The organism is Labilibaculum filiforme (genome assembly GCF_002843315.1).
Classification (GTDB): Bacteria; Bacteroidota; Bacteroidia; order Bacteroidales; family Marinifilaceae; genus Labilibaculum; species Labilibaculum filiforme.
In genome coordinates this window covers 64160-89875 of the sequence record NZ_MVDD01000001.1, presented here as the reverse complement: position 1 = coordinate 89875, position 25716 = coordinate 64160, and the positions used below count along the sequence as shown (strand labels likewise).

The following is a 25716-nucleotide window of genomic DNA, read 5'->3' as shown; positions in this document are numbered from 1 at the left end:
AATCTTGAAGGAGTGCTTACAAGTTTTAACAGTCAAAGGTAATAATTATTTTTAGTTTGGGTAGTGCAAAATCGGTCTTGTTAATAAGTCAGTTTTGGACATAAAAAAACCTCCGTAATTCGGAGGTTTTAAGAGATATTATCTGTTGATAAATTAATTATTTTCTAATTTTCTACATTCTTGGCAAATTCCGTAAATGTATAAGGAGTGATGAGAAACTTTAAAGTCCATATCATCCGAAACATTTTTACGTACATCCTCTAGACGAGTATCGCAGAATTCAAGAACTTTGCCACAGCGGGTACAAATTAGATGATCGTGTTTATTACTGTCGTAGGCTTTTTCGAATTGAGCTATGTTTTTACCAAATTGATGTTTCACTACTAATTTGCAATCCAGAAGAAGATCTATAGTATTGTATAAAGTCGCTCGACTAACACGATAGTTTTTATTTTTCATGAATATGTAAAGCGATTCAATATCGAAATGCCCTTCTCGGGAATATATCTCGTCAAGGATTGCGTATCTTTCCGGAGTCTTTCGATGTCCCTTCTTTTGAAGATATTCTGTAAACATCTTCTTAACAATTTCTTTAGTGTCTTCGTTGCTCATATCAAAAAATAACCTAGGTGTTATCTAATCTAATTTAAAATAATGGGTCTAAAATAGTGATTTTTTTTAGAACTAAAAGCTTATTTAGAATAAATTTTAATTTAGCTATATTCTTCAATATTTTCGATACGTTTCACATTATCAAGTCCTTTAATCTTGATAAGTTTCATAATTAAATTGTTTAAATCTTCTGTATTGTGAACATAGAGATGGATTAAGCCCTCAAACACACCATCATGGCTTTCAAAATGTAAGGATCTCATATTTACATCATGATCCTTTGAAATAACATTTGTTACTTCATTAACGATACCAACTTTATCAATTCCGGTCAATTCAATAATTGCCAAAAAAGACATTAATCGATGACTCGTCCAATCTGCGGCAAGTATCCGGTCTCCCTGACTAGACATCAGTTTAAGTGCGTTGGGGCATTTTCTTTTGTGAATGGTAACATTATTGGCCATATCCAAATACCCAAGCACTTCGTCGCCGGGTATGGGTTTGCAACAAGTTGCAATTTTATAACTCTCATTAGCTGCTAATTCGGTAAGCATAAGAGTTTTCTTTTTATCAACTTCGGGCTTTATATTTTCGGTTTCCAGCACTTCATCCTCATCACTTTCTTCCGAATGTCCAAAAAACTGAAGTTTCCAATACTTAATAAATTTGCTTTTCGATTTTTTTCGAACGACTCCATCAATTTCATTGATATTAATTTTGCCTAAACCAATTTTATAAAATAATTCTTCTTTGTTGGCAAGTTTGTAGTGTTCGAGCATTTTCCGGAATGCTTTTGCATTCATAAGCAGGCCACTATCAATCAATTGATCTTCGATCATTCGGGCACCTTTTGCGGTGTATTCTTTTCGTTCCTTTTTAAAGGCTGATTTTATTTTAGATTTTGCTCGGGCAGTAATTACAAATTCGATCCATTCGTATTTTGGTGCTTGTTTTTCCGAAGTTAAAATTTCTACCTGATCGCCACTTTTTAATTCATGACTTAAAGGCACTAGTCGATGATTTACTTTAGCGCCAATGCAATGATTTCCGATATCGGTATGTATATCGTAGGCAAAATCAAGTGTAGTTGCTTTTTTTGGTAAAGTGCGGATATGTCCTTTAGGAGTAAAAACCTGAATTTCCTTCGAAAATAGATTCAATTTGAATTCATCCAGAAAGGCCATTGCATCGGCTTCCGGATTGTCTAGAATTTCGCGAACATCGTTTAGCCATTTATCTAATTCCGATTCTCCGCTACCATTATTATTGTATTTGGAATGAACTGCAAAACCTTTTTCGGCAATGTCATCCATTTTTTCGGTTCGGATTTGAAATTCCACCCACTTTCCTTGTGGTCCCATAGCGGTTACATGCAAAGCTTGATAACCGTTGGCTTTTGGTGTACTAACCCAATCGCGGATACGTTCTGGTTTTGGTTTGTAGATATCTGTAATAAGAGAATAGATATTCCAACATTGATTTTTTTCAGGAACACCTTCTTTAGGAGTGAAAACAACCCGTACCGAAATCATATCGTAAATTTCTTCGATACTGGTATTTTGGGTTTGTACCTTATTCCAAATCGAGAAAATGGATCGCGGTCTATTTTTAATAGAACAATGAATATCTGCTTCTTTCAGTTTTTCTTCGATAGGAGCAATAATACTTGAAATAATTTTTTGTTGCTTTTCTTCCTGCTCAATTATTTTTTTGGATATACTTTCAAAATCCTCAGGATGTTCGTATCGTAAACTTAAATCTTCAAGTTCCGATTTAATAGCATACAAACCCATTCTGTGAGCGAGAGGAGCAAAAAGAAAAAGTGTTTCACCAGCAATTTTCATCTGCTTTCTTAATGGCATCGAGCTCAGAGTACGCATATTGTGCAATCTGTCTGCCATTTTTATCAAAATAACTCTAAGGTCATCCGATAAAGTTAAAAGCATTTTTCTGAAATTTTCTGCCTGAAGAGAGGTTTGCTGTCCAAATACATCCGATATTTTAGTCAGACCATCTACAATTTGTGCAACTTTTTCTCCAAAATGATTTCGAATATCATCGAGAGTATATTCGGTGTCTTCAACAACATCATGTAATAAAGATGCCACAATCGACTTTGTTCCCAAGCCCATTTCTTTTGCTGCAATTTGAGCAACAGAAATTGGATGTAGCACATAAGGTTCTCCTGATTTACGGCGCACGCCTTTATGGGCTTCCCATGCAAAATGAAAAGCCTTATCTATCATTTGTTTGCTTTCCGGCTCACGACTTCTTTTGCAATGTGTCAAAAGTTGCTCGTAGGCGTCAAGTATCATTTGTTTGTCTTCCTCAGTCTCACCGCTCATAAAAACCTATTTGTTCAGAATTGTTTGTTGTAATTTTAAAAGTAACAAAAACTAATAATTTTTTAATACTAAATATAGGACTTGTTTGCCTTTTTTTATTGGGTAATCATGAATATGTGAGGTTTTGCAGCAAATTAGCATTCATTAAGCGGATGTAATATCCATTTCAGCAAAAAATGAATGCTAATTTATTGTAACAAGTGCGTCTTCACATTCTTTTGGTCCGCAAACCACAAGGTAAAGATCTTCAGCCTTTAAATATTCATTTGCCAATTGCATTAATCTTTCGGCACTAACAGCCTTTAAATCTTTAATAAATTTCGCAAAATAGGTATTGTCCAAACCAAAAGGCAAATTTCCTCTTAAACCATCCGATAAGGCAAAAGGACTATCTAAATTTCGAAGCATTTCACCTGAAAAATAGTTTTTCACTAGGCTTAATTCATCTTCGGAAACTAGTTCCTCTCTTAATCGTTTAATTTCCAGGAATATTTCTTGAACTGCAGCTTTACACACTTCGGCTCCAACTTCGGTAACAATTACAAAATGTCCTTCTTTTAAATGAGATAGCATAATGGAGTTAATACCATAGGTGTATCCTTTATCCTCGCGGATGTTTTGCATTAATCTCGATCCAAAATAACCTCCTAATATTAAATTAAGTAGTTGTATTCCAGTGTAGTCGGGGTGTGTTTTTGTAAATAATTTACGTCCAATACGAATGGTCGATTGCACTGCATCTTCTTTGCATACAAAAGCAGTTTTTTCTTTTGATCCGATATTTTGGTAAGTATGATCAATAAGTTCGCTTTGCTTTAACCATTTGTTCTCCCCAAATAAATTGTCAACTTGAGTTAATACATCTTCATCTACCTTACCGGCAATTATAATATGACAGTTGCTGGCTGTGTAGTTGGTCTGGTAGAATTCCTTTACCTCCTGTAAGCTGCAATTATCGAACTCGCTAATGTTGTAGGAGTTTGAATAGGGATGATTTTTACCATAAATCAATTCGGTAAATTTCTCTTTTGCTAAAACATTTGTTTTCTGATGATCTACTTGATATTGTTGCTTTCTATTGGTAAGAATTGTTTTGAATTCTTTCTCCGGAAAAATCGAATTTTTGATTAGGTCAGCGGTTAATTCAAGCGTTTCAGAAAAATGCTTTTTAAGGCTGTATAAGGTTACGCTAGCTTCATGTTTACTAGTTGAAAAACCGATATGCGCTCCTAAAAAATCAAATTTTTCTGCAATTTCGGATGCTGTTAAAGAAGTAGTTCCTTCGTTAAGCATGCTATTGGTGAGTGTTGCAATTAAAGGTTTTTTTTGTTGCCAGATTCCAGCATTAAAAACAAATTCAATTTTCACCACATCCTGACTTCCACCATTAATAATGTGGACAGGAATATGATTGCTTAAGGAATGCTTTTGCGATGGTAGAATCTCAATGCTATCAACAGTTTTAAATTTGGGCGCTGTGTTTCTATATAGATTTTCCATTCTTATTTTTTAGAGTAATAATAAAGTGTAGAACAATTTTCTTTTCGGAAAATTTTAGCAGAACTGTTTAACAGGTCATCAACGCTCACTTTTTGATATTTTTCCACTTCTTTATTAATGTCGTTGGCATCACCTAATAATTCATGGGTAGCCAAGTTCATGGCTTTATTTAGATAGCTGATTTCGGAAAATACTAAAGTCGATTCAACTTTATTTTTTACTTTTTGAAGTTCATACTCATCTACTTTAATGGTGGCAATTTTGTTGAGTTCTTCCCAAATGGCAGCTTCTGCGGTTTCCATACTAACTCCTTTAACAAGCTTCCCGGTGATTAGAAACAATCCAGGTTCAAATTCCCCGGTAATATATGCATCTATCGATGAGAATAAGTTTTTTTCTTTTACTAAAGATTGAAAAATTCGCGACGATTGTCCGTTCGACAATACATCCGAAACCAGATCAATGATATAGAAATCCTCGTCCATTCTTCTTCCCATATGAAATGCCATATATATGGCGTCCAAGGGTACGTTACTATCAATTCTCTTGCTTCGGAATTCATTTTGAATAGGTTCTTCCGGAAGATTTCTTGTTGCAAGTTCCCTTTTCTCAATTGGACCAAACCACTTCTCAGCTAGCTCTTTAACTTGTTGTGTATCTACATTTCCAGCAACAACCATAATTGCATTATTGGGAGCATAATGATGGAAAAAGAAATCTTTAACCTCTTCTAAGGTCGCTTTTTCGATGTGATCGATAGATTTTCCAATGGTAGGCCATTGATAAGGATGTTCTTTATAAGCTAAAGGACGTAGGTGCAACCATACATCCCCGTAAGGTTGATTGAAATACCTTTGTTTAAATTCTTCGATAACTACACTGCGTTGTACTTCCAGACTTTTTTCACTAAAAGCAAGGCTCAGCATTCTATCAGACTCCAACCAAAATGCAGTTTCTAAATTTGCTTTTGGAACGGTCAGATAGTAATTCGTTATATCATTATTGGTCCATGCATTATTATCGCCACCTACCATTTGTAAGGGTTCGTCGTAATTCGGAATATTTATCGATCCTCCAAACATTAGATGTTCAAAAAGGTGGGCAAATCCAGTTCGTTCTGGGTTTTCATCTTTAGCACCAATATTATATAAAATATTTACGGCAGCCATTGGAGTGGTTTCGTCACGATGCACAATCACTCGCAAACCATTCTTAAGTGTAAATTTATCAAATTCGATCATAGTTTCTTTTGTGTAGTTTTAAGAATGGTTCTCCCTTAAAATAGATATTTGTCGGATTTTAATTGAGCAAGACTGTTTTGATATTCTTTATTTATTTGAGTAATAATTTCAGAAACAGTTTGTATTTTATCGATTAGAGCAGAAACCTGTCCAATTTCCAATTCTCCTTCTTCCAAATCTCCCTCAAACATACCACTTTTAGCGCGACCTTTACCTAATAGTTGCTTCATTTCGTCAGCGGAAGCTCCACGGCATTCAGCTTCGTTCACCTGATTGAAAAATTGATTTTTAATTAAGCGGGTAGGAGCAAGTTTTTTTAAAGCAAGTTTTGTTTCCCCTTCTCCTAGTTGAAGGATCGAGTTCTTAAAGTTTATATGTGCCGAAGATTCTTCAGAAATGGCGAAACGAGTTCCCATTTGAACACCATCAGCCCCCAAAATCATTGCGGATAGCATACTTTCACCAGATCCAATTCCACCTGCAGCAATTAAAGGAAGTTGAATGGCCTTTCGAACCGAGGGAATTAAGGTCATTGTTGTAGTTTCCTCTCTGCCGTTATGGCCTCCTGCTTCAAAACCTTCTGCTACCACAGCATCAACACCTGTATCTTCACATTTTTTTGCAAAAAAAGCACTAGACACAACATGAACCACTGTAATTCCATGCTTCTTTAGGAATGGAGTCCATTTTTTAGGACTTCCTGCTGATGTAAATACAATTTTAACACCTTCGTTTACAATAATATCCATTATTTTATCCATTTCAGGATATAGTAATGGTACATTAACACCAAAGGGTTTATTCGTTGCTGCTTTTGTTTTTTGAATATGCTCTTGAAATGTATCTGGGTGCATCGATCCAGCACCAATTAAACCTAATCCTCCGGCATTGCTAACTGCTGCGGCTAATTTCCAACCCGAACACCAAACCATTCCACCTTGAATAATAGGGTATTGAATATTGAAAAGAGATGTTATTCTATTTGTCATGTTCTTTAAAATCTTAAGTAATTCAATCAAAAAAGACACAAGAACAAAAATAGTATGCTTGTGTCTGTGGATATGAATAGGAGATATTGCAAATTTAAAAAAAAATCTCGATAAGAATAAGACATCGAAGTATGATTTTAAGTAATATTAAATAAGTTGTTTGTCATCAGGACTCATTACTGCAGAGATCGTACTAGTTCTTTAGATTTAATATATATATCAGAATATAGGGAGTTTTTATCTTCTTTTATAGCTTGCTGCTTGTATCTTAAGGTAGATATTCCTTATTTTATGCTTCTTGTTGAAGTAGTAAGGAAACTTAGTTGTTTCGTAAGATTCTTATTTGCAGATGGATATTATTTAATTGAAAAGTGAAAAAAAAATCATTATTAGGTCGTTTTTTAGTTTGGCGCTTGAAGCATGTTAACGATCGCCAGTTTATTTCTATGTTAGCCATTCTTATTGGAGTAACATCGGGAATAGCTGCTGTAATTATTAAAAATTCGGTGCATTTTATTAGCTCTCTTCTACAAAATAATTCGTCGGTTGAATATGAAAATATACTATACGTTATCTATCCAACCATCGGAATTTTAATTGCCGTACTATTTATAAAATATGTAATAAGACGTCCGGTTCGGCATGGTATTCCTAATGTTCTTTATGGCATTTCGAAATCCAATGCCCAAATAAGCAGGCACAATATGTTTTCATCCATTATTACTTCCGCTTTTACGGTGGGTTTTGGTGGGTCTGTGGGATTGGAGGGACCAACCGTAGCAACAGGTGCTGCTCTAGGATCAAATATTGGTCGCTTGTTTCATTTAAACTACAAGCATATAACTCTGCTTTTGGGCTGTGCATGTGCTGGAGCCATGGCTGCTATTTTTAAAGCTCCGATTGCAGCCATTGTATTTGCCTTAGAGGTAATTATGCTTGATCTTACTATGTGGTCTTTGGTTCCACTTTTGTTGGCATCTACTTCTGCAGTAATTACTTCCTATTTCTTTTTGGGAATGGATGTGTTGTATCCTTTTAAAGTAGAAAATGGATTTATAATGTCGGATTTACCTTATTACATTGTATTGGGAATTTTTACAGGCTTATTAGCTACTTATTTTACCAAATGTTACATGTTTATTCATGGTATTTTCGATAAGATTGAATCAATTTATAAGAAATTAATTTTTGGGGGATTATCACTTGGTATTATTATCTTTTTCTTTCCCTCCTTATTTGGAGAGGGCTACGATGCTATAAATGCATCTCTTTCAGGAAACTACTCCTATTTGTTTAATAATTCATTGTTCTATTCTTTTCAGGATAATTTTTGGATGATTATTGTTTTGTTGGTAATGGTGATCTTCTTTAAAGTGATAGCGGCATCTATTACTTTTGGAGCTGGAGGGGTAGGTGGTATTTTTGCTCCAACACTATTTATGGGAGTTAATGCAGGAGTATTGTTCGCTAAATTGGTGCAACATCTAGGGTTTCGTGATTTAGAGGTTAATAATTTTGCTCTTATTGGCATGGCTGGTATGATTGCCGGAGTGCTGCATGCTCCATTAACTGGTTTATTTCTGATTGCTGATATTTCAGGAGGATATCAACTATTTGTTCCATTGATGATTACAGCTACGGTTTCCTATGCAACGGTAAAAACCTTCGAAACTCATTCTGTATATACAATACAGTTAGCCAAGCGCAAGGAGTTGATGACGCATGATAAAGATCAAAACGTGTTGTCGTTGATGCGGGTTACTAAATTAATTGAAAGAGATTTTAGTACAGTAGATGCGAATGCTACTCTAGGCGAATTGGTAAAAGTAATTGCCAAAGCGAACCGAAATATATTTATTGTTATTGATGAGGAGAATAATTTTAAAGGCATTGTGAAGTTGGATGATATCCGAGAAATTATGTTTCAGCCTGAAAAATACAATGATGTTTTCGTGCGTGACTTAATGGTGATGCCACAGGTAGTTATACAGCATGATGAATCGATGGCTGATGTGGCTAGTAAATATCAATATTCCGATAAATTTAATTTGGTAGTTTTAAACGATGGTAAATATTGTGGATGCGTATCGAGGGCGCAAATATTTTCTACCTACCGCCGTATGCTAAAACATTTTTCTGAAGATTAGAGAAGTAATTTCGGAAACCGAACTTATTGGCATTTGGTTTTTTAACAAACGTTTGCTTTGTTCGCTCTGGTAATCAATGTCTTAGTTTTTGTTGTGGAAAGTTTTTAAAAATTACCGCTAAAAGGTTTTCTTCTTACTAATTATCTATTACTTTTGCACTCAAATTAGGAGCTGTTATGCAAATATAGTTGCAAATTAGTTCAGATAATCAGTAGGATACATATATTTTATAAAGTCGCTGGATTTTTTTATGTAACTATAATTTAAGGTCGCCTGACTTCTTCAGCCATTCGACCTTTCCGGATTATTTTTTAGATGTAAATGTTGATTGTAAGCAATGAAAAATAAAAGCTTGCTTTCCCGGTTTTTGATTTGGAGAGTGAAGAACATCAAGGAGCGGCAATTCGTTCTACTTTTAAGTTTTTTAGTGGGTTTGATAAGTGGTTTGGCGGCACTATTGCTAAAGAATGCAATACACTTTACGCACCATTTTTTAACCCACCGATTACATGTTGATTCTGCCAATTTACTGTATTTAGCATATCCAGCAATCGGAATTTTATTAACTGTCTTGTTTATAAAATTCTTTGTGAAGGATAATATCGGACATGGTGTATCGAGAATTCTCTATGCTATTTCAAAGAAAAATTCTCAAATAAAATCACACAACAATTTTTCTTCAATTATTGCCAGTACATTAACCATCGGATTTGGTGGGTCGGTTGGAGCAGAGGCTCCCGTAGTTCTTACCGGAGCATCAATAGGATCGAATCTTGCTCGTATGTTTCATATGAATTACAAGATTGTTACGCTGATGGTTGGTTGTGGTGCAGCCGGAGCTATTGGAGGCATTTTTAAAGCTCCAATGGCAGGAATGATTTTCACATTAGAGGTGCTCATGCTCGATTTAACCATGGCTTCTCTTATTCCTTTATTGATTTCATCCATTACCGGAGCAAGTATTTCCTATTTTTTTATGGGAAAAAGTGTTTTACTAAGCTATGATGTTGCTACCCCTTTTGTAATTAATAATATTCCTTACTATATCATTTTAGGTGTTTTTGCTGGTTTAGTATCTCTTTACTTTACTCGGTTTTCCATGTTTTTAGAAAGTATTTTTGGAAAAATCACCAATTGTTATCGAAAAATGGTTGTGGGAGGTATTTTGCTTGGGGTAATGATTTTCTTGTTTCCTCCACTTTACGGGGAAGGTTACAATACGATTCAGGCGCTACTCGATGGGGATCACACGCATTTGGTAAGCAGTAGTATTTTCTATTTTTTGAAAGATAATTATTGGATGCTGCTGGGCTATGTATTACTAATACTTGGTTTTAAAGTAGTTGCTTCTACGGTTACTACCGGAAGTGGAGGAGTTGGAGGTATTTTTGCTCCTTCCTTATTTTTAGGAGCGGTTTCCGGATTTTTTGTTGCTCGAGTTATTAATGGATTTAATTTCATTAAGCTTTCCGAAAGTAATTTCACCCTTATCGGGATGGCAGGTATGATGGCCGGAGTTATGCATGCGCCACTTACAGCAATCTTTCTTATTGTTGAAATTACTGGTGGATATGCATTGTTTATACCCATCATGATTACAGCAACAATTGCATACCTCACTATCATGTATTTTGAACCACATTCCATTTATACCAAACGATTGGCCAAACGTGGTGAGTTGATTACTCACAATAAAGATAAAGCGGTGCTTACGCTGATGAAAATGGGGAAGGTGATCGAAACAGATTTAAAACGAGTAAATCCAGACGCAACTTTAGGCGAACTGGTGAAGATTATTTCACAATCGCAACGAAATATCTTTCCGGTAGTTGATGAGGATGAAAAGTTACTGGGAATAGTACTTTTAGATGATATCAGAGACATCATGTTTAATCCTGAAATGTATGATGATACACATGTATGGAGCTTAATGATAATGCCACCTGCAGTTTTAGATGTAGATGCTCCAATGGATAAGGTAATGCGTAAATTTGAAGAAACAGGAGCCTGGAACCTGCCAGTTGTGCAGGATGAAAAATATTTAGGTTTTGTTTCAAAAGCGAAAATATTCAATGTTTACCGAAGAGTTTTGGTGCATTTCTCCGATGAATAGAAGAATAGATTTATCAAAAAATAAAGTCAACTCCATTTTGCAATTGCGAATTGGAGTTTTTCTTTTTTTTAAAGTGTTGAAATTAGAATTTGATTTATTAAATTAGAACTTCAGCCAATTAAATTTCATGATCGGGAATACACAATGGCGTCGATTTCTAATTTGGAGACTTCGTTATATCAACAACCAAAGTTTTATTTTAATTCTGAGCGTATTTATTGGTATCGCTTCGGGAATGACTGCGCTTGTGCTAAAAACAGCAGTCTATCGCGGGCGTGAGTTTTTATTGGAAGGAATTAATTGGAGTTATCAGAATTATCTATTTTTTCTGTATCCTATGATTGGAGTTGGGCTCACTTTGGTATTCCGAAAATATATTATTCGCGATCTGGCAAAGCACAACCTTACCTCTTTGTTGCATGCAATATCAAAAAAAAATAGTATTGTAAAATTACATAAAACTTATTCTTCGATAATTGGGGCAATAATAACCGCAGGCTTTGGTGGTAGTATTGGTCTTGAGTCTCCTATTATTTCATCGGGAGCAGCTATTGGATCCAATATGGGACGTAACTTTCACCTGAATTACAAAGAAATTACATTGATGTTAGCCTGTGGTGCTTCTGGAGCTATTGCGGCTATTTTTAATACGCCCATTGCGGCTATTGTATTTGCTTTGGAGGTGTTATTAATCGATATGTCTCGATTTTCCTTAATTCCTTTATTAATGGCCTCGGTTAGCGGTGCAATTACCACCAAACTTTTTTTAGATGAAGAGATATTGATTGAGTTTGCTATTACGCATCCGTTTGCTATTCGGGATATTCCATTTTTTATTTTACTGGGTATTCTATCGGGACTTGTATCGGTTTATTTCACGAAAACTTTTCTTTGGATAGAAAAACGATTTGAGCAAATTAAATTGTTACGAAACAGAATGCTGATTGGGGGAATTACACTAGGGGTAATGATATTTTACTTTCCTGCTTTATATGGGGAAGGTTATAATACGGTAAAAGCATTGATAGGTGGAGATTTATCGGAGGTTTTTCGCTCTAGCTTATTCGAAGATTATACTCAAGTATGGTATATGGTTGTGATTTTTATTGGGACTTTGGTTTTTTTTAAGGTGATTGCAACCTCCATTACTATAGGTGCAGGTGGAATAGGCGGTATTTTTGCTCCTTCGGTGTTTACTGGAGCAATGCTCGGGTTTCTGTTTGTATTTATTTACAATCATTTTGAGTGGGGAGAACCGCTTTCGGCAAGTAATTTCACCTTAGTAGGCATGGCTAGCGTTCTTGGTGGTGTTTTGCATGCCCCTTTAACCGGCATATTTTTGATCGCAGAAATTACAAGTGGATACGAATTAATTGTTCCACTGATGCTGTCGACCACGATTTCCTTTATCACTGTAAAAAGTTTGCAAAAGGAATCTATTGTTACGGCTCAATTAGCTAAAAGGGGAGAGCTTATTACCCACAATAAGGATCTAGCTGTTTTACGTTTCATGCAGCTTTCTAAAGTGATAGAAACAGATTTAATAAGCGTTTCGGAAGATGGAAATTTAGGTGATTTAGTAAAAGTGATATCCAAATCGAAACGAAATATATTCCCTGTACTAACCGAAGAAGGGTATTTAATAGGAATAATATTGCTCGATGAGGTTCGGGATATCATGTTCAACGATGAATTGTATTCCACTCCAATTAGTAGTTTAATGAATATGCCACCAGCATCAATTTTGGTATCCGATTCGATGGAAAAAGTATTAGACAAATTTAAAGAAACAGGAGCTTGGAATTTACCGGTTTTGGATAATGGTAAATACCTTGGTTTTGTTTCGAAATCGAAGTTATTTTCTGCATACCGTCAGCACCTGGTAAATATTACAGCCGACTAACATTTTTCCTGCAAAATAACCTATTGCATTACAATTCGATAGATTTACTATTTTCGTTTTCTTTCTCCTGATAGATGGAATCTTTTTGTTGGAAAAATCGCCTCTGTTTTTCCATAAAATCATTGTGTAAAGAATCTAAATTTCTAGGTTTTAGCAGATCATTTCTTTTGGAGAAACTGTTGTGCTCTTCTATCATTTTTTGTATTTCAGTAAGCATGTCATGGTGCAGCGAATCCATCGAAAAAAAGTTATTTTGGAAAAATTGGGAATCGAAAATATCCCTTCCAAAGAAATCATCAGAGAAAAATGGATGGTGAAACTGTTTATTTTCAGAGCTATCTCGACTAAAGAGATGTTCCATTTGTTCCTGCATTTTTTTTCTCATTTCATGAATATCCGAAAAATTATAAAAAGCCGAATCAGGTGTAAATGAATGAATGCTATCCGAATGCCAACTATAAATATAGGTAGAATCGTAACGAATTAAGTTGCCGTCTTTATCGAATTCTTTATTGACCGTAATGTCTTCGTTTGGTTTGTTTTTGTTGATTTTGTTTTGAGAAAATCCGGTAAAGGAAAATAGTAAGATCAAAACAATGAATGTAGATTTTGTTCCCATTTTTTTAGCAGATTTATGTAGTTAAACATTGTTACAAATTTACAAAAAGGGAGATTTTATTCCGAGTTAAAATATTTTAAAAAGTATTAAAAAAGCCGTTCAGTGTAGAACGGCTTTCGGTATAAAATAGCTTGAATTTTTACTATTCCATATGTTTTAGGTTCACTGCGTACATAATAATAAACAATATTGTAAAGAATCCCATAATTAATGCATTCATCATTGAGGCTTCAAAGTCTACAAGAACTAAAGGAACAAGTAGCCAGAAAAGATTAGCCACAGAGTACAGATAAAAACCATTCTTTTTTAATTTGAATATAAGAAAAATACCAGCTAAGCTTAGTATTGCAAACAAAATGTTGACTCCACTTATCATGCCTAAATTTTGGGATGTTTTTTCAAGTGTTACAATTCCATTCTCAAGACTTTTATAGGTGAATCCAGAATCAATGCCTGCATCTGATAAAGTTTCTAACTGAGTAGTGAACATCTCCATTTGTTTCGGATAGCTTTTTTCAAATGTAAAGTACTGGTATATACTCGCTCCTAGGAGAAATACACTACCAATAAATGATAAAATACAAAGAACGGTTAAGAAACTTGGTCTTTTTTTAGGGGCTTCAATAGTTGTTACATTTTCTTCCATAATAGTTTGGTTTTTTTTAGGGTTTAAAATATTAATTAATTCATATTCTTAAGGTTAATGGCATAAAGGGCAATAAATAGGATGGTAAATATACTCCCAAATAAAATTGCCATATTCACAAAAAGGTTAAAGCCAATAAAGATAGGAGCTACAAATAAAAGTAGAATTTGCGCTATTGTATAAATGTAGAAACCAGTCTTTTTTAATTGAAACATGAGAATGGCACCTATTAAGCTTGCCACATACAATAGGATTTGAGTGAGGGAAATTTCAAAGATATGGGCTATAGCTTTTTGTCCCATTTCCAAGGCTTCTCCCACAAATTTTCGTAAATACACATCATGAATACCATCAAGGGCTGTTGCAAAGAGGTCAGGATTAATAAAATTCTTAATCGGAGACATAATCATGCCAAAAATATTGTTGAGGACTCCAAATCCACTACCAATAAAAGAAAGAATAGATAAGGTAGTTAGTAATCCGGGGCGCTGCTTTGGGTTTGTATCTATTATTTCCATGATGGTTTGTTTTGGGTTAAATACAGTTTTAAATTTACAATAAAAGCTTTACGTTGTGAAATGAATGCTTATAAATTAGATTTTATATGCTTATTGAGAGGTAAGTCGGGATTTTTACTAGATAATCAAGCTGTTTTTTTTATTCGGTAGCCTTGGTTGAATTAGAACTGAAAATAAGTGTTTAGCGAGCTTTAGGTTCTATATGCTTTATAAATATTCATTTAAGCAGGAATTAGGCAAGAAATAATTTTTTTAATATGCTGATTTGTCTAATTTTGAACCTGCACTTTCAAGAATTTATAATTTAAAGTTTTTTTCAGTGCATCATCTTTTCAAGGGGGAATAAGAACTTTATAGTTAAGGAATTACATTCCTTCTAACACACTAACAAATCATTAATTCATTTCGAAGAAATTCGGAAAAAGACAAACAACAATGGAAAGAGATATTCAAATTTTCGACCTAATTGATCAGGAATACCTACGTCAAAAGAATGGTATTGAATTAATTGCTTCTGAAAACTTCGTAAGTCAGCAAGTAATGGACGCAATGGGCTCATGCCTAACAAACAAATATGCTGAAGGATATCCAGGTAAGAGATACTATGGTGGATGTCAGATTGTTGATCAAACCGAGCAATTGGCTATTGACAGAGCATGTGAATTATTTGGTGCCGAATATGCTAATGTGCAGCCACACTCTGGAGCACAGGCAAATGCGGCTGTATTTTATGCCTGTTTACAGCCAGGAGATACATTTCTAGGATTAGATTTATCACACGGCGGTCACTTATCACACGGATCACCAGTAAATTTATCTGGAACATTGTACAATCCTGTTGCCTATCATGTAAAAGAAGAAACCGGAACGGTTGATTACGATGAATTAGAGCAGTTGGCAATGGAGCACAAGCCTAAGATGATTGTTGCAGGAGCTTCGGCTTATTCTCGCGATTGGGATTTTCCTCGTTTGCGTAAAATTGCTGATAAAGTTGGCTGTTTATTGATGGCTGATATTGCTCACCCAGCAGGATTAATCGCCAAAGGATTATTAAGCAATCCGATTCCTTTCTGTCATATTGTAACTACAACTACTCACAAAACGCTTCGTGGACCACGAGGAGGTTTGATTTTGATGGGTAAAGATTTTGAGAATCCTTGGGGACAAACAACTCCAAAAGGAGAAGTGAAAATGATGTCACAGGTATTAAACTTTGCAGTTTTCCCAGGACAACAAGGTGGACCTTTGGAGCATATTATTGCTGCTAAGGCCGTTGCTTTTGGTGAAGCTTTAACAGATTCTTATAAAGAGTATGCTATTCAAATGCAGAAAAATGCAAAAGTAATGGCTGCTGAGTTTATTCGTTTAGGATATAAAGTTATTTCTGATGGAACAGATAATCATTCTATGTTGGTTGATCTTCGTTCAAAATACCCTGAAATTTCTGGCAAAAAAGTGGAGAATGTATTAGTGAGAGCTGATATTACTATCAATAAAAATATGGTACCATTCGATACTCGTTCCCCATTTGCAACATCTGGTTTACGTGTTGGAACTCCAGCAATTACCACTAGAGGTTTAAAGGAGGAGCATATGTCAGTTATTGTTCAAATGATTGATGAAGTAATTAGTAATATCGAAAACGAAGAGGTAATTACTTCGGTTCGCGAACGTGTAAACGAAATGATGTGTGAGCGTCCGATGTTTGCATATTAAGCTAATATCATATAAAAATATACGTTGAAAAGAGGGGATTTAGTTCTCCTCTTTTTTTTGATAGAAAGTGTATCTCTATTAAGATGAGATTTTAATGCCTCTACAACATACTGTTAGCATATTATTTTACTGCATGTTTTGTTTTTAAACATATATACTCTCAGTTTTTATCCATAGTTTGAGCATCTAAAAAAAATAAAATTATGGAATGGTATTATTACGTTTTGGTGGTATTAGTTGGAGTTTTTGCAGGATTTCTAAATACACTTGCAGGTAGTGGATCAATAATTAGCTTGGCGATGTTGATGTTTATGGGACTTCCTGCAAATGTTGCTAATGGGACCAATCGAATTGCAATACTTTTACAAAATATAGTTGGTGTAAGTAGTTTTAAAAAACAAAAGGTATTCTCTTTTAAAGAAGGTATATGGCTTGCAATTCCTGCCATTGTTGGATCGGTAATTGGAGCTGGTTTGGCCGTTCAAATAAATGAGGATATGATGGAGAAAACCATAGGAGGTTTACTGATATTCCTATTTTTTATTGTGCTTTACAAGCCCGATGCTTGGGTGAAAGGACAAGCGGGACTTATTCGATCGAAACCAAGTATCGTACAAGTTATAATTTTCTTTTTTATTGGTTTGTACGGTGGTTTTATACAAGCAGGAGTTGGTTTCTTTCTCTTATCAGGTTTAGTACTTGGAGCCGGTTTCGATTTGGTAAAGGCAAATGCAATTAAAGCGTTTATTATTCTTCTTTATACTGTATTTGCGATTGGCATATTTATTCTAAATGATCAAATTAACTACCAGATTGGGTTTATTCTTGCTATTGGAAATATGATTGGAGCTTATATTGCTGCTAATTTTGCGGTAAGTTTAGGTGCTAAATTTGTACGATATATTCTTTTGGCAGTAATTATTTTCGCCTCGCTTAAGTTTCTTGGGGTTTATGAAATGCTTGGTTTATTGTAGATGGATATCGAGGAAAAATGAAACTACTGTAGCTATTTTATTAAGTACATGTACATTTTAAAGAGCAAATGTAATTTTTAAGGCTTTAAAGTACGTAAACTTAAACTTTGAGAGAGAATCATTAAACATTCTCTCCATGATTATAGTAGTTCATTTAAGGTATAAAATCAATCTAACTGAAAATGATAGGTGATGGTACCTTTTTGAAAAGCTGAAGCTTTTGGGTCCGCATTAAAAACCGCTTTCATTGCGGCCTTTCTGGCAGCTTCGAATAGGGTGGAGTTACTAGTGGTAGAACCAGGCATTCCAGGTCTGGCATTAACCACTTTACCATTCTTGTCAACCGTGATTTCAACAACAACTTTACCGCTTTCTTGCAGGTTGTATTGTGGTTTTGGTATCGATAAAGAGTTTCTGCCTTTTAAATCGTACGAAACGCCTTTATTTCCTAATCCGGAACCATTATAATTGTCTGAGTCTGGAGATCCGTTAGGAGCGCCCTGATTCCCCGAGGGAAAGGTAGTTCCTTGTGAGGAATTAGAAGAAGTTCCCTGACCAAAAACATTTTTTGCTTTATTGTTAATATTGGCAATTTTTTCTTGACGTTCAGCTTCTTCTTTTCTTCTTCTTTCTAGTTCAGCTAATCGTTGCTTTTCAGCCTCTGCTTCCTGTTGCTTTTTTATCTCTTCAAGTCGTTTTTTTTCAGTTTCAATCTTCTTTAGTCGGTCCTGTTCTGCTTTTATCTTCTTATTTTTTTCAACTTCCGCTTTTTTCTTCGCAATTTCTTCGGAAGAAGGAACCGAAGGAGCATCCTCACTGTTCTGAGTTAGGATTTTTTCGTTGACTGAACTTGCTGGTTTATCCGGTGTTGTTGGAGAAGCCTGGGGTTTTGGAGCTGGTTGCGAAACTGCAGGAACAGCCTGACTAGATTGAGAAGGTGCTGGATCTTCTTTCCCTAATCCTTGATCTGTATTCCCAAAATTCACCAGGATACCTTCTTCCTCAGGAAGAGGAAGTGGAGTATAAAAGCCTAAATAAAATAGTAAGGCAAGTAATCCAATATGGAAAATTATTGTCCCAACAAATCCAATTTGTTTACCTTTTGAATTACTCATCTAATATATTATTTAGCTCTTGTTGCCAATATTAACTTGTACTTGTTGTTTTTTGCAATATTCATTACTCGAACAACTTGCTCCATAGGAACAGATTTATCAACGTGCAAGGAGATAGTTGGTTCCTCTTCTCTTGCTAATTGTTTTTGCAAACGATTTTCAAGTTGAGAAAAAGGAATTGGAGTTGTTTCAATAAAAAAATTAAAATCTTTATCGATAGAAACTGTAGTTATCGGTTTTGCAGCGGTTTGATTTTTACTTTGTGGTAAAAGTAATTTTAGAGCATTAGGTGCGATAAGAGTTGATGTTACCATAAAAAATATAAGTAACAAAAACACAATATCTGTCATCGATGACATACTAAAATTAGGATTTACCTTATTTCGGGTTTTTAATGCCATGAGCTAATTACTTAATTGGTTCGTTCAACAAATCCATAAATTCGGTAGTGGTAGCTTCCATTGTGAAAACTACTTTTTCAACCTTTGCTACCAAAATATTATAAGCAAAATAAGCGATTATACCTACAATAAGACCAGCAACGGTTGTTACCATAGCTGTATAAATACCATGTGATAGAAGAGAAACATCAATGTTGTTTCCAGCAGTCGACATATCGTAAAAAGCCTGAATCATTCCCATAACCGTTCCTAAGAAACCAATCATTGGTGCAGCTCCAGCTACGGTTGCAAGGGTTGGGAGGTTTTTTTCTAGTTTAGAAACTTCTAAATTACCGATATTTTCAATGGCAGCGTTTACATCATTTAAAGGTCGTCCAATTCGTTTCACACCTTTCGAAATCATTTTTGAAACAGGAGTATCATTCGACTCACAAAGGGCTAATGCCGAATCCATTTTTCCTTCATGGATATAATCTCTTATTCGATTCATAAAGTTTGAATCGACCATTGAAGCTTTTCGTATGGCATAGAATCTTTCAAAGAAGATGTACATCGCAATGCCCGAAAGTGCTATAATCGGAACCATAATCCATCCTCCTTTAAAGGCTAGATCAATAAAATTAAGAGAAATTTCGGTGGCTTCCGCTCCTTGTTCTTCAAGTAAGGCTTCATTTTGAGCCACAGTTTGAATTCCAGCTAAAATCAAAAGATAATTCATATTTACTATTTTCAAGTTAAATCTAACACATAAAAAAACGAGATACAATACAGAATATTATATCTCGCTAAAATTATATTAATGTTTTCGAATCCCCATACAAAAAATGGGAAATTATGATTTTAATGAAATAAGACTGCTTCAAGGTAGTAAACTCCGGCTCCTGCAAGGTATCCAGTTAGGGCAAGAAGAGAAATCTTTTTGAAATACCAAATGAAATCGATCTTTTCCATTCCCATTGCTGCAACACCAGCTGCAGATCCGATAATTAAAATACTTCCACCTGTACCAGCGCAATATGCTAAAAACTCCCAGAATAAACCATCCTGTACAAAATGGGAAGCGTAACCAACAGCACCTGCGGCTTCGATAGGATACATTCCCATGGCGGCAGCAACTAAAGGTACATTATCAACTACTGAAGAAAGAACTCCAATAATAAGGTTGATCACATAAATATCGTGAACATTATCGTTAAGCCATTGTGCTAAAATATCTAAATGTCCTGCAGATTGTAAACTAGATACTGCAGTTAAAATTCCTAAGAAAAATAAAACAGTTGGAACGTCTACTTTTCTTAATACACCAGTAACATTTAAGCGGGTTTTGTACTCGCTCTCTTTGTTTTTGTGCATAATTTCTGTTACAATCCACATTACTCCCAAGCCAAATAACATTCCTAAGTAAGGAGGTAGGTGAGTAACCGTTTTAAATACAGGAACAAATAGTAAAGCCGAAACTCCTAGGCAAAGAATAGTAAATCTTTCCTTTTGGGTGGTATATTCTTTATCGTTACTATTTGTTTTAGGACGGGTAACATTTCCTTTCATATAGGTACTAACAATTGCTAGAGGAACAAGCATTGTAAATAAACTAGGTAAAAATACTCCAGTGATAATTTTCATGGTGGTAACCTGACCGCCAATCCAAAGCATAATAGTGGTTACATCACCAATAGGAGACCACGCTCCACCGGCATTAGCTGCCAATACTACCATAGATGCAAAGAACCAACGGTCTTTTTTGTCACCTATTAGTTTACGGATTAAAGCAACAATTACAATAGTTGTTGTAAGGTTATCTAATGCCGCAGACATGAAAAAGGTTAAAATACTAAGTACCCAAAGTAGTTTTATCTTATTTGTTGTTTTAATTTTATCGGTAATAATTTTAAAACCTTGGTGTTGGTCAACAATTTCAACAATTGTCATTGCTCCTAAAAGAAAGAACAGAATTGTAGAAATTTCAGATAAGTGATGTAAAACCTCATGGTGGGTGATGAAATCAAGCATTCCTTCATGAGAATCGGAACCAGGATTAATTGCGATGTACTCGTTCCAAGCTCTGCTGACTCCTGAAGAAAGAATATCAACTCCTCCAAATACATACAGAACCCAAGTAATTACTCCGATTAGGAGAGCGGTAGCTGCTTTGTCAATTTTCAGTGGATGTTCTAGTGCGATAGCTGCATATCCTAGAACAAAAACTACAACCATTAATGTAAACATAGTAATAGATTATTTTTTAGTGAATTTTTTTCGAGTTAGATAAGATGCTAATATAACAATATTTGCAGTTTTTTTATTTGAAGCAATAAAAGAAAAAAATCTCTTTTAAGTTCTGTTGAAAAACATTGAGATCGAAATTTTTATCCTTTTTTTAATTCACAACTAATCTTTTTTTTCGTCTTTATTAGATCGTAAAAAATTCAGGTACTTTCGAAATAAATCAGAGAATGTGTTGAAGTCTTCTTTGTAAAATATGCCAATTCCTTGAGTATTTCTAGTTTCTTCATACACCAAATATTCATTGGAACGTGTAAATGCTTTTAGTTGTAATTTTCCTTTTTTATCCAACTTTAAATTCACGTCAACATCGCCAACAATATCACTACTATTGGTTTCACTATCGCCAGTTCCGATGTTTCCATTAATAGTTAGTTTATCGTTGAAAACCTGAGTAGAAAGTGCTAATTCAATTTCATCATTGGTTAAGTTATCTCCAGGTCGGTAGCTAACACCAATATCAAAATCGTTGCTTATTTGGCTAAGCCAGTTCGATAGTTGATTGGATAATAGTTCGCTGGTGGTGATTCCAACGGCATAACTTGAGTTTTTATTTTCAAAATCAGGATCGGTAGATCGCAGGTACTCTGGAGTATAAAAACGATTTAATACCAGTAACGATAAAATTTGCTTATTCATTTCATCTTCGGTAGAGAACAGTCCGTCTAAAATACTTTGTGTTTGCTGATCTAAGGTCGGGAAATTGATATCGAAACGAATCATTGGATTCTCAAGATTCTGACTTAAATTCATATTACATTCCACCGGAATTTTTTTTGTGTTATCGATGTATGGTGTATTAAGCAATAGATCGTACAGTGTAGTTTTTACATTGTAAACTGCATTAATATTAATGGTTGCGTTATACGGATCGCCATCCCATTTTATATTTCCGCCATTTGCCAGATCGAACTTTTTATTAATTACATTTTGAAGTGTGAATAAGTAACTTCCTGTTTGAATGGTATAATCTCCAAATATCTTAAAATCGCCTTTGGTGTCGGTTTCTAGTTTTAAGTTTCCTCCTCCTTTGGCTTTTAGTACATCACCAATTTTCGAATCGAAAATAATTTGTATTTCGGTTTGCGGCGTAATTTCTAAATCGCAATTAAGACGGATGCCCGTTAAGTCAATTTTGTATTCATCTTCTAATTTGGTTTCCGACTGGCGATTTAAATTTACGAAAGTGATAAAGTTACTTTCCTCTATATCGCCACTATTGTTAAGAGGTACATACAATTTTGTATCCTTCTCGGTTTTTGCTCTAACCTCAATATCTAAGTCGAATATAGGACCAAATAAAGTAGTAACTCCACTTACGTATGCATCTCCGTAGAATAGTTCGTTGTCGGTTATTTTTGTGTTTAAAATGTTAAACGAACGGGCATTTACAGACAAATCTAATTTAAAGTTGTGGTATTGCTCATGAGATATTACCCCATAAATAGTAGCTGTATGTTGATCGGTATCTACTAGTTTAAAGTCATTAAACTGTAATTCGGATGGGGTTATTTTTATGCTGTCGTTGCAAGTATATGTGGTTTGTAATTCATTTATTTTAAAACTTGCATCATCTAACTTTAAAAAGCCCGAAGTTTTTGGCTTGCTTGTATTGCCTTCAATATGTACATGGCCAGATGCATTTCCTGTTATGTTTGAAATATTTTCTTGCAGGTAAGGATTCAATAGATCTAAACGCATTTTATTAATAGTCATATCTATACTTAAGGAATCTGAGCCAGGGTAATAATGGCCTTGTAAATCCAACTCTTTCTGATTGTTATAATCTGTAAATGAAGAGAATGAAAGTTTCTTTTCTACTTTATCCCAATCGCTGATTAAATAAAAATTACCTAAAGTGTCCCTGTTAAGAACTAAATTTTCGAGCATTAGATTAGAGTTGGATCGCCTGTCTCCATAAAAATCTGAAATTTGAACGTAGCCACGCACAGTTCCATCAATTCCGATGTTTTGTTCTCGGGTTAAATCATTTAAATTTTTTAAGCTTATATTCTGAACCTCAAAGTTGATACTATCGTTTGGGTTGGCCGATATTTTTCCATCCAAACCAAAGAATTGATTATCTCTGCTGATTCTAAATTTATCAACGGAAAAACTAGTACTATCAATTATCATCTTCGATTTTTGGATAGACCAAACACTATCAGCCATTATTATACTGCTAGGAAGTAGATTAATACTCCAAAAAGGCCGATTGGATTCTTTTGATTTTTGTACGCGAGCATTTGCAGTTACATAGCCGCTATAAGTAATGGAATCCCAATTATTCCATAGCAAATCCAGATTAACTTTATTATTACTTGCTGTAATTTTTTCCGATAAATTGTATAATCTTAATTGATCTGAAAAGCTAAATTTATTGGTGCGTCCTTTAATCACCAATTCCTTATTGTCGGTGGAAAGATCTATTTTTAGCTCTTCAAAAGATTTGTCCTGAATACTAAGTAACGGGGAGTTAAAATGCATTTCAATTATTTGTGCTTTTGCATTTAAACTGCCAAGCAAACTACTGTTTGGAGCTAATTTAATATCTGGATAAAGGAGTTTTGTAATTGGTTCTGTTTCTTTTAAATCTATCCTGAATTTGAAATTATTGGTGCTGTCGGTATTTACAAATTTCTTTCCCGGAGCATAGGCTGGGAAGTAAACATATGCCAAGTTCGTAACCGATGAAATTAATTGAGTAATTTCATAATTTCCTTCTACCTTGGCATCCGAAATATCAGAATTTAAAGTGATTTTCTTAAAAGCAGGAGAGGAAAAAGAGTTAATTGTAAATTTATTGAGAATAAATTCACCCAAACTGTTTTTGTATTCAGTGTTCGTAATTTCAATACTACCATTGGCATTATCAAATCCACTTCCTGCAAAGTTTGCATCCATGGATAAACTAAGTTCCGATTTTGGATCTTTGGTGTTTAAATGCAAAGGAAATAATTTAGCATTCCGAAGATGAGAACTAAATTTCATTATTGGAATTTCCTTAGAAAAGTCAATGTTTCCATTAAAATCAAATCCTATGTTAGGATCCTCAATAGAGATGCGTCCATCGAACAGCGAATTGGCAAAAAGACCATCTAAGGAAAGGTTTTTGTATTCGTAGTCATAGAAGTCTACTTTACTAATATTTCCTTTCATTACCCCTTGGGTGGTAGTTGTTTCGGTAAATCCTTTCACCGAAACGTTTAAAGATACATTCCCTACTTTTTCCTGTTCAATTAAGCCTCCCAAATAAAAGTTAGATGCTTTTAAATCTCCTTTAAAATTTAATTTACTACTGTCAGGGTTTGGTTTAAATAAGATATCTGTTTCTATTTTTCCCAAATCGGTTTCAAAATCGCCATAAAAAACGAAATCATTTAAAAATCCATTAAACTGACCATTGTAATGAATCAATCCTAAATTGTCGAAGTAATCGGGCAAATTAAAGTGTTCTTTGTCGTAACCAGGGATATAAACCTTTTCAATATCAGAAATTGTTGTTGTTAGTTCCTCAAAATCGGCTTCTAAATAGGCATCTTTTAAGTAGGGAAGACCATTCATATAGAATTTTCCTTTAAGCGCTGTGTTTGCGCCGTATACAATATCTATGTCACGACCTCTTAAATCATAAATAGTGCCGTAAATATGTCCGGATACGAATCCAGTTTCTCTAAACCCGAGGAGTAATTCATTAAAATAGGCAACATCTAAAAAACTAACCCGCGAGGAGGTTAATTGAAAATCCAGCTTCATTTTTTTCGTGAACTGCGACCAGTTCTCTCCACCGGGCTCGTAGTTAAAGTACAAATGCTCCGCTTGTAGTTTACTATTTGGCGAGGTAATATTTACATCCTTTAGTCCCCATTGATGACTGGTAATCCACGTTCTGGCAGTAAAGTCTTTTAATTCGAATCCCGATTTTTCAATACAGCTTAAATGCTGAAGTTGAAAATCTACAGAATCCCCTATTATTTTAATTTTTCGAGCTTGAAGGTTAAGTTTTGTAACATAAATATCATCGTAATTCATTCCAAAATCTTGAGGAACGGCATAAGAGGTGTGGTATCCAAATTGAGAATTAATAAGATCAATGTTAGCAACTGTTATAGTCCAGGATTTTTGGATGGTATCACTTTCATTTCCTTTTTTACCGTTCGATAGCGAGTCAAGAAATACATCATAGTTAAACAATCTATTTTCATCTTCGTGAAGATTTACATAAGCTCGGTCTAAGGTGAGTTTGTTAATAAAAATCTTTTGCTTTCGGATATTGAAAGAATCTATTTTGGCAGTTAAATTTCCAACGTAAACTAAGGTGTCCTGTTGATAATCTTCAATGTAAAGACCTTTTAGTATGATACTTTTGAAAGGAGATATATTTACTCCTTCAATTCGAACAGGAGTATTTGTTTGCTCGGTAATATAGTTGGCAATTTTTTGACTCACATAAGTTTGTACTCTACTATTTAAAAATATCAAATACGTCAATATAGGTATCATAATGATAACCGTAAGTGTCCAAATTGATATTTTGAGAAATTTTTTGATAATTTTGCTTTTATATGAGTTGCACAAAATTAGCTAAAAA

At 34.6% G+C, this 25716-nt stretch carries 18 protein-coding genes; 5 read left to right on the top strand and 13 right to left on the bottom strand.

The genetic code is table 11. From position 1 onward, the window contains the following. Positions 1-153 precede the first annotated feature (153 nt). From BZG02_RS00370 to BZG02_RS00350, 5 genes are all read right to left on the bottom strand, one after another. Positions 154-612 (bottom strand): Fur family transcriptional regulator, encoded by a 459-nt coding sequence (locus BZG02_RS00370; protein WP_101259429.1) that lies wholly within the window; start codon positions 610-612, stop codon positions 154-156. A gap of 101 nt (positions 613-713) precedes the next feature. Next, a complete protein-coding gene (locus BZG02_RS00365; protein ID WP_101259428.1) occupies positions 714-2960 on the bottom strand; it encodes a RelA/SpoT family protein in 2247 nt (748 codons plus the stop codon). 183 nt (positions 2961-3143) lie between these two features. Beyond that, positions 3144-4460, bottom strand: a complete 1317-nt coding sequence (locus BZG02_RS00360) for a M16 family metallopeptidase (protein WP_101259427.1) — start codon at positions 4458-4460, stop codon at positions 3144-3146. Positions 4461-4462: 2 nt separating this feature from the next. Then, positions 4463-5701 carry a M16 family metallopeptidase gene (locus tag BZG02_RS00355; RefSeq protein ID WP_101259426.1) on the bottom strand — a complete coding sequence of 413 codons (1239 nt, stop codon included), beginning with the start codon at positions 5699-5701 and terminating at the stop codon, positions 4463-4465. Between the two features lie 35 nt (positions 5702-5736). Further along, positions 5737-6690, bottom strand: a complete 954-nt coding sequence (locus BZG02_RS00350; RefSeq protein ID WP_101259425.1) for an NAD(P)H-dependent flavin oxidoreductase — start codon at positions 6688-6690, stop codon at positions 5737-5739. Positions 6691-7061: 371 nt separating this feature from the next. On the opposite strand from BZG02_RS00350, the gene BZG02_RS00345 reads away from it, so the two are divergent. The 3 genes from BZG02_RS00345 (at position 7062) to BZG02_RS00335 (ending at position 12853) form a co-directional block, all read left to right on the top strand. Further along, positions 7062-8837, top strand: a complete 1776-nt coding sequence (locus tag BZG02_RS00345; protein ID WP_245868035.1) for a chloride channel protein — start codon at positions 7062-7064, stop codon at positions 8835-8837. A gap of 337 nt (positions 8838-9174) precedes the next feature. After that, on the top strand, positions 9175-10950 hold the full coding sequence (locus tag BZG02_RS00340) for a chloride channel protein (protein ID WP_101259424.1): 1776 nt from the start codon (positions 9175-9177) through the stop codon (positions 10948-10950). A gap of 127 nt (positions 10951-11077) precedes the next feature. Further along, the gene (locus tag BZG02_RS00335; RefSeq protein ID WP_101259423.1) at positions 11078-12853 is read left to right on the top strand and encodes a chloride channel protein; all 1776 of its coding nucleotides are present in this window, start codon (positions 11078-11080) and stop codon (positions 12851-12853) included. 28 nt (positions 12854-12881) lie between these two features. Here the strand turns inward: BZG02_RS00335 and BZG02_RS00330 are convergent, their stop codons facing one another. The 3 genes from BZG02_RS00330 to BZG02_RS00320 form a co-directional block, all read right to left on the bottom strand. Further along, the gene (locus BZG02_RS00330) at positions 12882-13472 is read right to left on the bottom strand and encodes a hypothetical protein (RefSeq protein WP_101259422.1); all 591 of its coding nucleotides are present in this window, start codon (positions 13470-13472) and stop codon (positions 12882-12884) included. A 142-nt stretch (positions 13473-13614) separates the two neighbouring features. Beyond that, a complete protein-coding gene (locus BZG02_RS00325) occupies positions 13615-14118 on the bottom strand; it encodes a hypothetical protein (protein ID WP_101259421.1) in 504 nt (167 codons plus the stop codon). 35 nt (positions 14119-14153) lie between these two features. Next, positions 14154-14636, bottom strand: a complete 483-nt coding sequence (locus tag BZG02_RS00320; RefSeq protein ID WP_101259420.1) for a hypothetical protein — start codon at positions 14634-14636, stop codon at positions 14154-14156. 435 nt (positions 14637-15071) lie between these two features. On the opposite strand from BZG02_RS00320, the gene glyA reads away from it, so the two are divergent. Both glyA and BZG02_RS00310 read left to right on the top strand, forming a co-directional pair. Further along, positions 15072-16352: a serine hydroxymethyltransferase gene (glyA, locus tag BZG02_RS00315; RefSeq protein ID WP_101259419.1), complete on the top strand. Its 1281-nt coding sequence runs from the start codon at positions 15072-15074 to the stop codon at positions 16350-16352. Positions 16353-16555: 203 nt separating this feature from the next. Then, positions 16556-17326 carry a sulfite exporter TauE/SafE family protein gene (locus tag BZG02_RS00310; RefSeq protein ID WP_101259418.1) on the top strand — a complete coding sequence of 257 codons (771 nt, stop codon included), beginning with the start codon at positions 16556-16558 and terminating at the stop codon, positions 17324-17326. Positions 17327-17493: 167 nt separating this feature from the next. Here BZG02_RS00310 and tolA read toward each other — a convergent pair whose 3' ends face one another. From tolA to BZG02_RS00285, 5 genes are all read right to left on the bottom strand, one after another. Then, positions 17494-18441 carry a cell envelope integrity protein TolA gene (tolA, locus tag BZG02_RS00305; protein ID WP_101259417.1) on the bottom strand — a complete coding sequence of 316 codons (948 nt, stop codon included), beginning with the start codon at positions 18439-18441 and terminating at the stop codon, positions 17494-17496. 8 nt (positions 18442-18449) lie between these two features. Then, positions 18450-18842: an ExbD/TolR family protein gene (locus BZG02_RS00300; RefSeq protein ID WP_101259416.1), complete on the bottom strand. Its 393-nt coding sequence runs from the start codon at positions 18840-18842 to the stop codon at positions 18450-18452. A gap of 7 nt (positions 18843-18849) precedes the next feature. Next, on the bottom strand, positions 18850-19560 hold the full coding sequence (locus BZG02_RS00295) for a MotA/TolQ/ExbB proton channel family protein (RefSeq protein WP_101259415.1): 711 nt from the start codon (positions 19558-19560) through the stop codon (positions 18850-18852). 122 nt (positions 19561-19682) lie between these two features. Further along, the gene (gene nhaD, locus BZG02_RS00290; RefSeq protein ID WP_101259414.1) at positions 19683-21068 is read right to left on the bottom strand and encodes a sodium:proton antiporter NhaD; all 1386 of its coding nucleotides are present in this window, start codon (positions 21066-21068) and stop codon (positions 19683-19685) included. A 162-nt stretch (positions 21069-21230) separates the two neighbouring features. Then, positions 21231-25628 (bottom strand): translocation/assembly module TamB domain-containing protein, encoded by a 4398-nt coding sequence (locus tag BZG02_RS00285; RefSeq protein WP_101259413.1) that lies wholly within the window; start codon positions 25626-25628, stop codon positions 21231-21233. Positions 25629-25716 lie beyond the last annotated feature (88 nt).

Excerpts from the sequence above, each read along its gene's own strand:
- tolA (WP_101259417.1), bottom strand. The coding sequence starts at position 18,441 with ATGAGTAATTCAAAAGGTAAACAAATTGGATTTGTTGGGACAATAATT.
- BZG02_RS00285 (WP_101259413.1), bottom strand. The coding sequence starts at position 25,628 with ATGATACCTATATTGACGTATTTGATATTTTTAAATAGTAGAGTACAA.
- glyA (WP_101259419.1), top strand. The coding sequence starts at position 15,072 with ATGGAAAGAGATATTCAAATTTTCGACCTAATTGATCAGGAATACCTA.
- BZG02_RS00365 (WP_101259428.1), bottom strand. The coding sequence starts at position 2,960 with ATGAGCGGTGAGACTGAGGAAGACAAACAAATGATACTTGACGCCTAC.
- BZG02_RS00360 (WP_101259427.1), bottom strand. The coding sequence starts at position 4,460 with ATGGAAAATCTATATAGAAACACAGCGCCCAAATTTAAAACTGTTGAT.
- BZG02_RS00355 (WP_101259426.1), bottom strand. The coding sequence starts at position 5,701 with ATGATCGAATTTGATAAATTTACACTTAAGAATGGTTTGCGAGTGATT.
- BZG02_RS00295 (WP_101259415.1), bottom strand. The coding sequence starts at position 19,560 with ATGAATTATCTTTTGATTTTAGCTGGAATTCAAACTGTGGCTCAAAAT.
- BZG02_RS00300 (WP_101259416.1), bottom strand. The coding sequence starts at position 18,842 with ATGGCATTAAAAACCCGAAATAAGGTAAATCCTAATTTTAGTATGTCA.
- BZG02_RS00340 (WP_101259424.1), top strand. The coding sequence starts at position 9,175 with ATGAAAAATAAAAGCTTGCTTTCCCGGTTTTTGATTTGGAGAGTGAAG.
- BZG02_RS00325 (WP_101259421.1), bottom strand. The coding sequence starts at position 14,118 with ATGGAAGAAAATGTAACAACTATTGAAGCCCCTAAAAAAAGACCAAGT.
- BZG02_RS00335 (WP_101259423.1), top strand. The coding sequence starts at position 11,078 with ATGATCGGGAATACACAATGGCGTCGATTTCTAATTTGGAGACTTCGT.
- BZG02_RS00370 (WP_101259429.1), bottom strand. The coding sequence starts at position 612 with ATGAGCAACGAAGACACTAAAGAAATTGTTAAGAAGATGTTTACAGAA.
- BZG02_RS00320 (WP_101259420.1), bottom strand. The coding sequence starts at position 14,636 with ATGGAAATAATAGATACAAACCCAAAGCAGCGCCCCGGATTACTAACT.
- BZG02_RS00330 (WP_101259422.1), bottom strand. The coding sequence starts at position 13,472 with ATGGGAACAAAATCTACATTCATTGTTTTGATCTTACTATTTTCCTTT.
- BZG02_RS00310 (WP_101259418.1), top strand. The coding sequence starts at position 16,556 with ATGGAATGGTATTATTACGTTTTGGTGGTATTAGTTGGAGTTTTTGCA.
- BZG02_RS00350 (WP_101259425.1), bottom strand. The coding sequence starts at position 6,690 with ATGACAAATAGAATAACATCTCTTTTCAATATTCAATACCCTATTATT.
- nhaD (WP_101259414.1), bottom strand. The coding sequence starts at position 21,068 with ATGTTTACATTAATGGTTGTAGTTTTTGTTCTAGGATATGCAGCTATC.